14 protein-coding genes are annotated in these 9602 nt (G+C 64.4%); 5 read left to right on the top strand and 9 right to left on the bottom strand.

The genetic code is table 11. The annotated features are described in order from the left end of the window. Positions 1 to 5: 5 nt before the first annotated feature. The 3 genes from AC3IMC_RS11175 to AC3IMC_RS11165 form a co-directional block, all read right to left on the bottom strand. On the bottom strand, positions 6 to 887 hold the full coding sequence (locus tag AC3IMC_RS11175; RefSeq protein ID WP_490918625.1) for a carbohydrate ABC transporter permease: 882 nt from the start codon (positions 885 to 887) through the stop codon (positions 6 to 8). Continuing rightward, complete coding sequence (locus AC3IMC_RS11170) at positions 884 to 1837, bottom strand: carbohydrate ABC transporter permease (RefSeq protein ID WP_490918624.1); 954 nt, start codon at positions 1835 to 1837, stop codon at positions 884 to 886. The genes AC3IMC_RS11175 and AC3IMC_RS11170 overlap by 4 nt, the downstream gene beginning before the upstream one ends. A gap of 97 nt (positions 1838 to 1934) precedes the next feature. Next, the gene (locus AC3IMC_RS11165) at positions 1935 to 3233 is read right to left on the bottom strand and encodes an ABC transporter substrate-binding protein (protein ID WP_490918623.1); all 1299 of its coding nucleotides are present in this window, start codon (positions 3231 to 3233) and stop codon (positions 1935 to 1937) included. Between the two features lie 137 nt (positions 3234 to 3370). Here AC3IMC_RS11165 and AC3IMC_RS11160 point away from each other — a divergent pair, with 137 nt between their 5' ends. The 3 genes from AC3IMC_RS11160 (at position 3371) to AC3IMC_RS11150 (ending at position 5521) form a co-directional block, all read left to right on the top strand. Beyond that, the gene (locus AC3IMC_RS11160; protein ID WP_490918622.1) at positions 3371 to 4147 is read left to right on the top strand and encodes a FadR/GntR family transcriptional regulator; all 777 of its coding nucleotides are present in this window, start codon (positions 3371 to 3373) and stop codon (positions 4145 to 4147) included. A 121-nt stretch (positions 4148 to 4268) separates the two neighbouring features. Then, positions 4269 to 5084, top strand: coding sequence for a GDSL-type esterase/lipase family protein (locus AC3IMC_RS11155; protein WP_490918621.1), 816 nt, complete (start codon positions 4269 to 4271; stop codon positions 5082 to 5084). A 227-nt stretch (positions 5085 to 5311) separates the two neighbouring features. Then, positions 5312 to 5521: a hypothetical protein gene (locus tag AC3IMC_RS11150; RefSeq protein WP_490918620.1), complete on the top strand. Its 210-nt coding sequence runs from the start codon at positions 5312 to 5314 to the stop codon at positions 5519 to 5521. A gap of 23 nt (positions 5522 to 5544) precedes the next feature. On the opposite strand, the gene AC3IMC_RS11145 is transcribed toward AC3IMC_RS11150, so the two are convergent. Then, positions 5545 to 6009: a DUF8821 family protein gene (locus AC3IMC_RS11145; RefSeq protein ID WP_490918619.1), complete on the bottom strand. Its 465-nt coding sequence runs from the start codon at positions 6007 to 6009 to the stop codon at positions 5545 to 5547. 110 nt (positions 6010 to 6119) lie between these two features. Here AC3IMC_RS11145 and AC3IMC_RS11140 point away from each other — a divergent pair, with 110 nt between their 5' ends. Further along, positions 6120 to 6509, top strand: a complete 390-nt coding sequence (locus AC3IMC_RS11140; RefSeq protein ID WP_490918618.1) for a hypothetical protein — start codon at positions 6120 to 6122, stop codon at positions 6507 to 6509. Positions 6510 to 6644: 135 nt separating this feature from the next. On the opposite strand, the gene AC3IMC_RS11135 is transcribed toward AC3IMC_RS11140, so the two are convergent. Both AC3IMC_RS11135 and AC3IMC_RS11130 read right to left on the bottom strand, forming a co-directional pair. Next, positions 6645 to 7082, bottom strand: a complete 438-nt coding sequence (locus AC3IMC_RS11135) for a universal stress protein (RefSeq protein ID WP_490918617.1) — start codon at positions 7080 to 7082, stop codon at positions 6645 to 6647. Between the two features lie 51 nt (positions 7083 to 7133). Next, complete coding sequence (locus tag AC3IMC_RS11130; RefSeq protein ID WP_490918616.1) at positions 7134 to 7418, bottom strand: hypothetical protein; 285 nt, start codon at positions 7416 to 7418, stop codon at positions 7134 to 7136. 200 nt (positions 7419 to 7618) lie between these two features. Between AC3IMC_RS11130 and AC3IMC_RS11125 the strand changes: the two genes are divergently transcribed. Beyond that, positions 7619 to 7909: a hypothetical protein gene (locus AC3IMC_RS11125; protein WP_490918615.1), complete on the top strand. Its 291-nt coding sequence runs from the start codon at positions 7619 to 7621 to the stop codon at positions 7907 to 7909. Here the strand turns inward: AC3IMC_RS11125 and AC3IMC_RS11120 are convergent. The 3 genes from AC3IMC_RS11120 to AC3IMC_RS11110 form a co-directional block, all read right to left on the bottom strand. Then, on the bottom strand, positions 7894 to 8643 hold the full coding sequence (locus tag AC3IMC_RS11120; protein WP_490918614.1) for a GAF and ANTAR domain-containing protein: 750 nt from the start codon (positions 8641 to 8643) through the stop codon (positions 7894 to 7896). The genes AC3IMC_RS11125 and AC3IMC_RS11120 overlap by 16 nt on opposite strands. Positions 8644 to 8849: 206 nt before the next feature. Further along, on the bottom strand, positions 8850 to 9290 hold the full coding sequence (locus tag AC3IMC_RS11115; RefSeq protein ID WP_221385221.1) for an SRPBCC family protein: 441 nt from the start codon (positions 9288 to 9290) through the stop codon (positions 8850 to 8852). Then, entirely contained in the window at positions 9290 to 9589 is a 300-nt protein-coding gene (locus AC3IMC_RS11110) for a hypothetical protein (protein WP_490918613.1), read from the bottom strand. The genes AC3IMC_RS11115 and AC3IMC_RS11110 overlap by 1 nt, the downstream gene beginning before the upstream one ends. Between the last annotated feature and the right edge of the window lie 13 nt (positions 9590 to 9602).

Here is a 9602-nt window from a genome sequence, read left to right as displayed (position 1 = left end):
GGTTCCTAACCCTTGGTGGCGCCGGCGGTCAGGCCGGAGACGATGTACTTCTGCGTGAAGAGCGCAATGATCATGATCGGGATGGTGACCACCGTCGCCGCCGCCATCAGGCCGCCCCAGTCGATGCTGGCGTAGGAGACGAAGTCGAAGATCGCCACCGGCAGGGTCTTGGTCTTGGCTCCGGAGAGCACCAGCGCGAACATGAAGTTGTTCCACGAGAAGATAAAGGACAGGATCCCGGCGGTGGCGATGCCGGACACTGCCAGGGGCAGCGTGATCAGCCGGAACGCGCCGATCGGCGTGAGTCCGTCCACTTCCGCCGATTCCTCAAGCTCCAGCGGCAGTGAGTCGAAGTAGCTCATCATGATGTAGACGATCAGCGGGAGGGCGACGAACATGTGGCTGAGGATCAGCACTTCGAACTTGCCCACCATCCGGAGGTTGGAGAAGACGTAGTACCAGGGCACCAGAAGCGAGACCCCCGGGATGACGCGGGCCATCAGCACCACCAACGCGGAGCGGTGCATGGTGAAGCGGCTCATGGCGTAGGCGGCCGGAACCCCGAGGATGATCGACAGGACCGTGGAGACGAAGGCCACCCAGAAGCTGTTGACCACGAAGACGAAGTAGTTGTTGCGCTGCAGCACGTTGGCGTAGTTCTCGAAGGTGGGCGAGAACACGAAGGCCTTGGCGGTGTCGTAAATGTCCACGTTGGTCTTCAGCGAGGCCAGCAGCATCCAGAACAGCGGTGCCAGCAGGAACAGCACCACGACGATGAGGGCAACCACCCGGAACACCTTGTACGCCCGGGTGGCCAGCGGCTTCCGCCGCTGTGCGGGACGGCGGCCGGTTACGGTGGAAGGGGTGTTTTCATTCAGCACGGTCATTTGCTTGCCGCTTTCTTGCGCATGGTGAGCAGCCACATGGTGCCGATGATGATCATGAAGAAGAGGATCAGCACCGCGGAGGAGAGGCCGTACTGGTTGTAGTCGAAGCTCAGCCCGTACGCGTACACGTTCAGCGTCTCCACTTCGTGGAAGGAGCCGCCGCCCTTGCCTTTGGTGGCGTACAGGATGTCGAAGGTCTTCAACGCGTCGATGCCCCGGAGCAGGATGGCCACGATCACGGTGGGCATCATGAGCGGCAGGGTGATGTAGAAGAACCGCTGGAAGGCGTTGGCACCGTCCACGCGGGCCGCTTCGTCCGGTTCGTCGGACAGCGAGGTCAGGCCGGCGAGCAGGATCAGGACCACCATGGGGGTCCACTGCCACACGTCCATGAAGATGGTGGTTCCCAGGGCGGTGTCCTGGCCGGACAGCCACGGCTGGGGCGGGATGCCCACCATGCCCAGGAGCTGGTTGACGAAGCCGATGTTGGGATCGAAGATCAGCCGCCACATCATGCCCACTGCAACAGGGGTGGCCACCAGCGGGAGCAGGATGGCCACGCGGACCCACTTTTCGCCACGGAAGGGGCGCCAGAGCAGCAGGGCGATGCCCATGCCGAGGACCACCTCGAAGGCCAGCGCCAGGCCGGTGAAGGAGAGGGTGCGGCCCACGGCGGGCCAGAAGCGGTCCGTATCAGTCAGCACGGTGAGGTAATTCTGCAGGCCGATGAACTCGGTGGCAGCCCGGACGGAGCCCTGGGAGTCCGTAAGGCTCAGGTACAGGGTCCAGGCCAGTGGGAAGACGATCAGGACGCCGACGAAGATCATGGCCGGTGCAGCGAAGAGCCACTTCCGGTGCCGGTTGGCCCAGGCGGAAAAGTTTCCTCCTGCCCCGGCGGGACCCCTGGCGCTGCGGGGCTGTGCGCTGCGGGGAGGATTCAAGACAGACATGGTTCACCTAATGAGTTGGGGGGTGAAGCGGGGCCGCGCCGGGACGGCTTTGGGGCCGTCCCGGCGGGCTGGTGTGGCACCTTCCGGCGCCTGCGTCCTACTTCTTTTCGCTGTCCAGGAAGGTCTGGAAGGCGTTCTGTGCGTCGTTGGCCGCGGCGGCCGGGTCCGCACCGGTGATGGTGGCGACGATCGGGGCGCCAACGATCTCGCGGGCCTTGCCTACCGTGACAACCTCGGGGCGGTCATGGCCCACGCCGTTCTTGGCGCTCGCGGCGATCGCTTCGGCCAGGTCCTTCGGGTAGGTGGAGGTTCCCTCCGGGTTCGACCAGACGGACGCCCGGGGGCCGGGAACGCCGGCCTTCTGGGCTGCCAGGGTGCGTTCCTTGCTGGTTGCCCACTGGATGAACTTCCAGGCGTTGTCCTGGTTGCTGGAGTTCTGGTTCACACCCAGGGCCCAGCTCGGGATGTTGTAGGGCTTCGAACCGGCGGGCCCGGCAGGAAGCGCCGCGAACCCGACCTTGTCCGCGACCTTGGACTTGGCGGGGTCGGTGGCGTTCTTGTAGAGGGAATCGGCCTCGGTGTAGAAGGCGGAGCCGCCCTGGGTGAAGATGGCCATTGCCTCCGGCCAGCTCATGTCCGTGCTGACGTTGGCCGGACCGTAGTTCTTGATCAGACCGCCGTAGAAGGAATAGGCCTTCTTGGCGGCATCAGTGTTGAGCGAGGCCTTGCCGCTGGAGTCGACGAAGTCGCCGCCGAAGCTGTACAGGAAGCTGGAGAACTGGGTGACGGCCGCGGACTTGCCCGTGCGTGCCACGAAGCCGGCGGTGTCAGGGTTGGACGCCTTGATGGCCTTGGCTGCCGCCTCGAGTTCCTCCATGGTCTTGGGAACCTGCAACCCGGCTGCCTGGAGCAGGTCCTTGCGGTAGTACAGGACTTCACGCTCGGTGATGATCGGGACGCCAACCACCTTGCCGTCAACGGTGGTGGCCTTGACGGGGCCTTCCTGGTAGTCCTTCCAGTCCCATCCCGAGTCGGAAGAGACGTTCTTGGTCAGGTCCGCCAGGTAGCCATTCTTGGCGAAGGCCTTGCCCTCCTGGAGCGGGCGGTACATCATGACGTCGATCTCGTCGCTGCCGGCGTTGAGCTTGACGTTGTACTGGTCTGAGAGCTGGTCTTCGCCCAGCTGGGTCAGTTCGACCTTCAGGCCGCTGGATTTTTCAAACTCCGGAATGGCGGCCTTGATGCCTTCCGTCCACACGTGGTTGGCCAGGGTGACGCGGACGGTGCCCGACTCCTTGGCCTGGTCGCTGCCACCTCCGCCGCCGCTGCAGGCCGTGAGCCCCAGCGACATCGCCGCGGCTACTGCCGCGTACTTCACAATTGAACGCCGCTTCATTACGACTCCCTTTGCTTTAGGGCCCGCTCGTCTGCGGACCGGCCACAAACGCCTCTTTACGTCTGCTCTGTCAGGCGAGCATAGACAAATAAGACAGACATATACAAGAGCTGACTCGCAACCCATATGATTTATCCATGACGATCCCAAAGGCGGCGTTCTCCCCCGACCTGCATTCGTCGTTGGTCGAGAACCTGGGACTCGCCATTGCCGAGGGAACGCTGGCGCCGAACTCGATCCTGCGGCTGGACGAGCTTGAGGCCCAGCACAGGGTGTCCCGCTCGGTGATACGGGAAGCCACCCGCGTGCTTGCGTCCATGGGCATGCTGGAGTCCCGCCGGCGGCTCGGAACGGTGGTCCAGCCGGAGGCCAGCTGGAACCTTTACGATCCACAGGTCATCCGGTGGAGGCTGGCATCGGCCAAGCGGCTGGAGCAGTTGCGGGCCTTGAATGAGCTGCGGGGGGCCATCGAGCCGCAGGCCGCCCGCCTCGCCGCCGAACGTGCGTCCCTGGATGAGGCCAGCGACCTTGTCTCCATGGCAGCACGGCTGTGGGCCGCGGGGCAACGGGGGGACCAGGACGAATTCCTGCGCCTGGACATCGAATTCCATGCCGCGGTCCTCAATGCCTCCGGCAACCTGATGTTTTCGCAGTTGCATAAACTCGTGGCAGAAGTGCTGGCGGGGCGCACCCAACACGGTTTGATGCCCCATCTTCCGGACCACGAGGCACTGCAGCTGCACGTGGACGTGGCAAGCGCCATCCAACGCGGCCAGGCGGGGGCAGCCCACACCGCAATGAGCAGGATCGTGGAGCAGTCCACTGAGGAAATGGGTGACATCTGGTCCAGCAGCCATGCCGCCGGCGGTGAGAGCCCCGCGGGCGGTGGACCCGCAGATCCCGCAGCATCCTGAGGCACCCGCAGCATCCTGAGGAAACGGGAGCTTTCTTCCGCATCCGGGTGTACCTTGTTGGCCACAGATCTTTTCGTGGAAGCCCGCCCATTGCTGAGCGGGCCCGTGCTGGGAGGTTCAGATGCGCAAGGTTGCCAGGTTCCTGCTTCTGCCCCTGTTGTTTCTCTTCGCGGTCGCCGCCGCGCAGCCGGCCGCGGCGGCCAGTTATCCCAAGAGCATGGCGGCCCTGGGCGACTCCATTTCCCGGGCAGCGGATGTCTGCTGCTGGTACGGTGACCATCCGGCCCAGTCCTGGTCCACCGGAAACGGTGCCTACGACGGGATCCAGAGCCACTATGAACGGCTGCTCCCGCTGAAGCCAGCCATCAAAGGAAACAACTTCAACGACTCCAGGAGCGGCGCCAAAGCCAGGGACCTGCCCGGCCAGGCGGAAACAGCCGCCTCGCAGGGGGCCGAATACGTCACCATCCTGATCGGGGCCAACGATCTCTGCACGTCCTCGGCGCCGGAGATGACTCCGGTGGCAGATTTCACGGCGTATATCGACCAGTCGCTGGCGAAACTTAACCAGACGAGCCCGCGGCCGCGGGTATTTGTCAGCAGCATCCCGAACATCTACCAGCTATGGAAGGTGCTGCACACCAACTCGGTGGCGCAGTGGGTGTGGTCGAGCGCCAACATCTGCCAGAGTATGCTGTCCAGCTCCATCACGGAGGATCAGCGACAACTGGTGGTGCAGCGGGAGGTAGCCTTCAACCAGGCCCTCGAAGCAGTCTGCGGCAAGTACTCGCAGATCTGCCGCTTTGATGGCGGCGCCGTCTACAACTATTCCTTCTCCTCAAGCGATGTCAGCGTGCTGGATTATTTCCACCCGAGCCTGAAGGGCCAGGCCACCTTAGCCGGTATCACGTGGCGTGCCTCCTACTGGGGCTCCTAGAAGGCAAGGGGAGACAGCGGGGTCCAGGGGGTACCCCCTGGCAAATACCCACTCCACCCGCGGCGGAAATGGGGTAGGACGCACCCTTACAGGGGCTCCAGGGCCAGCGTACGCTGACCCCTGCAGGCGCAGATAAAAACGCCGGTGCAGCGCACTCAAGGCTCGCTGGGCAGCTGATTCCGCCCGCTTGGGGCGGTCATGAATTCGTGTCTTTTGCAGGAGACATAATGTTCGCTCGCAGTTTGGCGATGATTGCTGCCGCCTTCTTCACACTTGTTCCGGATGGAGCGCTTGCACCTTGGACGGCCAGTGGCTCCGACGCCTTCACCACCTATGTCGATTGTCCGCTCGAACGCATCGGCGTGCAGCTTGTCCGCTGCGACAACCTGACAGGTGCCGGGGCGGCTGCGCCATATTGGATTCCCGAGCAGAAGTAGGGGACGGTTTCCGGTGGTCGCAGTCAGTACTCGCCCTTGATGACAAAGTAGGAGCCCCGGATGGTGCCAGCGAGCTTGGACTTCTGGCGGGCGAACTTGAACGTCGGAGCCAGCTCCGCCGGGATGTCCATGCCGTCCGAAAGCTTGAACCCCACGGCCCGTTTCCCGCCCTCGTCGATGCCGTACATGACGTTGACTGACAGCCCGGACTCGTAAAACACATAGGTCATCCGCAGCCCGTCCACCTCAAAGGAGGACACCTCGAGGGGCTTGGAGGAGATGACCATGTTGCGCTCGGCGGACAGGATGTGGTGGACGTACTCGAGCGTCGCCGGGTCGTCCTCCGCCGGCGTGACAGTGAAATCGTGGTCGTACTTGTTCTTGTAGTAACGGGCCTCGTTGGCCCGCAGGCCGGCGAGCGCCGCCGCAACCGGCGAGGACTCCAAACCAGTGGTGGACACGTTCTTGAAATCCACGGTGTACGGCATAAGTCCTCCTGGGATGGTCTTCGGCACACATCCTTGCAGATCCGCGCCGCGCCGCGCATCCCGCAAGGGGCCGGTCAGTAGATCACGTTTAAGAACCACAAGGAGACGGGATGGCAAATTTCATCGCGTATCTGGATACTTCCGAGGTCCATCCGGGCAAACTGGAGGAGCTCAAGGAAGCCATGGCAGGGCTGGAGGAGTTTGTCGAACAGAACGAGCCCCAGATCCTCTCGTATTGCGTCTATTTCTCGGAGGATGGAGCCACCATGAAGGTCCTGCACCTTCACACCGATCTTGCCTCGTTGGAACTGCACCTGAAGGTGGCCGGCGCTAGGTTCCCTCCGGTTGCCCCGCTGATCACGATGAAGAGCATCGAGGTCTTCGGCCGCCCGTCACCTGATCTCCTGGCCCAGCTCCGGGCAAAGGCCCGGCTCCTCGGGACGGATTCCGTCATTGTCCACGAGGCCCATGCCGGCTTCGCCCGGTTCATTCCGGCCTGAACGGTCACGGGCCCTGTGCGGCCTGGAGGTCGTGCCACGCCGGGTTGAAGGACGCCGTCCAGGCCGGCCTGTGCTCGCCGGGGCCCGTGATTTGTCACGGGACCCAAGGCCAATCAGCAGGGGCCTGCGCGGGTGCTACTCAGCCCGGGGTTCACGGAACACCAGCACCGGGGAGTGCGCCAGGTGGATCGTCTGGTGGGACACCGAGCCAAGCAGCATGCCGGTGAATCCCCCGTGGCCACGTGAGCCCACGGCTACCAGGTCGGCGTCCTTGGAGGCATCCACCAGGGCCGAGGCGGGATTGCCCTCCACCACCCGGCCGGTCACGTTCCCGCCCTGGTCCTTCACGCGGGCAAGCTCCGCTTCAAGGATGGCCTGGGCGTCCTTCTCGAAGATCTCGTAGTCCCAGGCTGTGCCAAGGGCGTCGCTGATATAGGGGAAGCTCCACGCCGTCAGCGCCAGGACCTCGCCGCCGCGCAGCCTGGACTCCTCGATGGCCCAGTCCATTGCCGCGCGGGACTGGTCCGAACCGTCCACCCCCACCACTATCCTGAAGCGTCCACTACCCGCCATGGTTCTCCTCTTCCCGCTCCCTGGGTCCCGGCACGTTGGGCCCCGGCAACGTCAGGCCTGGCCCGCAGCGCTACCCTGCGCCGGCACCGCCACGGTGGAGTGTTCGGCTTTGGCCGCCTTGTGCGGGTTCCCTGCCTCCCGCGCGCAGTGCAGGCAGCAGTAGACCCCGGCTTCGCTGTCGATCGGATGTCCAAGAATCCGGCAACCGCAGTGCTCGCAGGCCGGCGCCATCATGTGGATGGCACATTCGAAGCTGTCGAACGTCCCGGTCTGGCTGCCCATGGTGACGGTGAACATCCTCCCCTCGCTGCTGCCGCAGACATCGCAAGCACCCATGCTCATTTCCTCCTGATTCCTGTTACTCCAGACACTCAGGTTGGCTCCTTCCCTTAGTTCCTGCCTAGGGGCAAAGGTCCTCAGGGCGTTACCGGCCGGTACCGGAGGCCGCCCAAAAAAATGTTCGCCCGCACCCATCCCCCCGCGCGTCCCGCTCCGAACTCTCCACAGAGAAACTGGACCCAACGCGGGAGGGGACAATGAACGAGGCAGATCAGCAGGCCCTGACGGGCGCTGTCATCAGGGAACACCACCTGGACCTGGGACAGCTGTGGCTGGAGTTCGTCTCGCTGGGCGGCGACGCTTCCGAGGGCGTCATCAGGGACTACTGCGCAGGTGAAACCAGCCTCCCGCCCAAGGAACGGGATGCCCTTGCTCAGGCTGTCAATGAACACTGCGCCGCGGAAGGCCTGCCGCTTCGTGCGCCGTTCAGCGACTCGCTGCTGTTCCGGCTGAACCCCCAGCGGCCGGACCCCTACTCGTCGAAGTAGGTGGAAACGCCTTCTGCCCCGGCCACAGAGGACACCACCGCGGCGGCAACGTCACGAAGTTTCATGTTCCTTGCGTTGGATGCCTTGCGAAGCAGCGTGAAGGCATCGGACTGACCGCAGCGGTTCTGCGCCATGATGGCCCCCGTAGCCAGGTCGATCACGGTGCGCGTCTGCATGGCCGCGGTCAGGCCATCCCTGGTTTCCTCCAGTTTCACCATCCGCAAGGCGAGCGTCAGCCCTTTGGCTGCCTGCCGGACGAATGCCTCGGCCTGGGCCACCACTTCGGCGTTGTATACCCCGGCCTGCCCGCTGTAGAGGCTCAGCACGCCGTCGGCGCCCTCAAGGTCCACGGGAATGCTGAGGACGGACATGCAGCCCAGTCCCGCAACGGCGTGCGCGTACTCGGCCCACCGCCGATCCTGCCGGGCGTCCCCTATCAGCACGGTGCCGCCGGTCCGCATCGCGGTGGTTCCCGGGCCGTCCCCGTACTTCTGCTCCAGCGAGCTGAGCGCCCGGGCGCAGGGACTGCTGGCTGCCGTTGCTGCGGGGTGTTTGGGTCGGAGCACGGTCATTGCGCACAGCAGTTGCCGGTCGTCGCTGCCCAGCCTGGCTGCCGCGTAGGGAGCCAATTCCTGAAGGCACGCCTCCACTGCGGGATTTTTCAGGAAAGAATCCTGCAGGCGCCGGGCAACATCGGCGAAGAGATCGTCATGCGGGGCTTCGGCGTTGAGCAAGGGTCTCCCTCCGGCGGGTTTGTGACAGGCCACAGCATCATGGCCGCCCACTGCCGAACGGTGATGCCAGCCTACCTGCGTTGAAGCCGCAACCTGTCACCATGACGGTCCCCTCCACTGCCGCAGCGGCGGCGCCGTGGTGGTATCCATCAACAACAGGCGGGCAGACGACCCGCGGCGGGAGACCTGCGGGTTCTTCGCAGCCGTCAGCCGGCTGCCAACGCGTTGAGGGTGTTGCGGATCCCCTTCAGGGCGGGGTCCCGCAGCGACATGAACGCAGGCTTCAGGAGGGGCTGGATGATCCTGGCGGGGCCTTTGATGCTGAACTCGGCCGTGTACTTCACCACCGAGCCGGTCCCGTTCGGGCTGACGTCCACGGAGTCGAAGGCGGTCACACTCTTGTTCTCGCCCCGCAGTTTGAGGTGGTTTTCGGTCAGTTCAATGACCTCGTATTCCAGGGATTGCCGCTTTCCCCGGAACTCTGACTCCGCGTGGTACCGGTGGCCCACCGCCACCGGCCCCGGCGTGAGCTTGTCCATCACCGGAGTGTTGGGATCCCACTTGCTCGTGTTCTCGAACTGGCTCAGGAAGGCAAAGGCCTTCTCGGCGGACAGGTTGGTTTCCACACTTCCGGTGACCGTGATCATCACCCCAGTGTAGGAACGGGGTGACCCGAAGCCCAGCCCCCGGCCCTGCCCCGCAGTTGCACGGCAGCCATTTTGTAGCACAGCTTTCCGCCCAGTTCCTGGGGCAGGATCCACGCCTCGTAGCCTTCCGCGGCGGTGAACAGGGCCCTGCCGGCCGAGACGTCGGCGGCGAGCCATAGCGCGGGCGGGTCGGGCATGGCGTCCTCGACCACGCCGGATCGGACCACTTCGAAGTCCTTCCGGATCTCCACCGGCACCCCGATCAGGCGGCTCCAGTCGGGATAGGGGTACGGCTTCATGGTGCTCCCCCTG

The sequence above is a fragment of the Arthrobacter sp. E70 genome, assembly GCF_058266945.1.
This window is presented reverse-complemented; position numbering and strand designations above follow the sequence as displayed.

Bases quoted from the DNA above. Each gene is read 5' to 3' on its own strand.
- AC3IMC_RS11175 (WP_490918625.1), bottom strand. From the start codon at position 887: ATGACCGTGCTGAATGAAAACACCCCTTCCACCGTAACCGGCCGCCGT.
- AC3IMC_RS11170 (WP_490918624.1), bottom strand. From the start codon at position 1,837: ATGTCTGTCTTGAATCCTCCCCGCAGCGCACAGCCCCGCAGCGCCAGG.
- AC3IMC_RS11165 (WP_490918623.1), bottom strand. From the start codon at position 3,233: ATGAAGCGGCGTTCAATTGTGAAGTACGCGGCAGTAGCCGCGGCGATG.
- AC3IMC_RS11160 (WP_490918622.1), top strand. From the start codon at position 3,371: ATGACGATCCCAAAGGCGGCGTTCTCCCCCGACCTGCATTCGTCGTTG.
- AC3IMC_RS11155 (WP_490918621.1), top strand. From the start codon at position 4,269: ATGCGCAAGGTTGCCAGGTTCCTGCTTCTGCCCCTGTTGTTTCTCTTC.
- AC3IMC_RS11150 (WP_490918620.1), top strand. From the start codon at position 5,312: ATGTTCGCTCGCAGTTTGGCGATGATTGCTGCCGCCTTCTTCACACTT.
- AC3IMC_RS11145 (WP_490918619.1), bottom strand. From the start codon at position 6,009: ATGCCGTACACCGTGGATTTCAAGAACGTGTCCACCACTGGTTTGGAG.
- AC3IMC_RS11140 (WP_490918618.1), top strand. From the start codon at position 6,120: ATGGCAAATTTCATCGCGTATCTGGATACTTCCGAGGTCCATCCGGGC.
- AC3IMC_RS11135 (WP_490918617.1), bottom strand. From the start codon at position 7,082: ATGGCGGGTAGTGGACGCTTCAGGATAGTGGTGGGGGTGGACGGTTCG.
- AC3IMC_RS11130 (WP_490918616.1), bottom strand. From the start codon at position 7,418: ATGGGTGCTTGCGATGTCTGCGGCAGCAGCGAGGGGAGGATGTTCACC.
- AC3IMC_RS11125 (WP_490918615.1), top strand. From the start codon at position 7,619: ATGAACGAGGCAGATCAGCAGGCCCTGACGGGCGCTGTCATCAGGGAA.
- AC3IMC_RS11115 (WP_221385221.1), bottom strand. From the start codon at position 9,290: ATGATCACGGTCACCGGAAGTGTGGAAACCAACCTGTCCGCCGAGAAG.
- AC3IMC_RS11110 (WP_490918613.1), bottom strand. From the start codon at position 9,589: ATGAAGCCGTACCCCTATCCCGACTGGAGCCGCCTGATCGGGGTGCCG.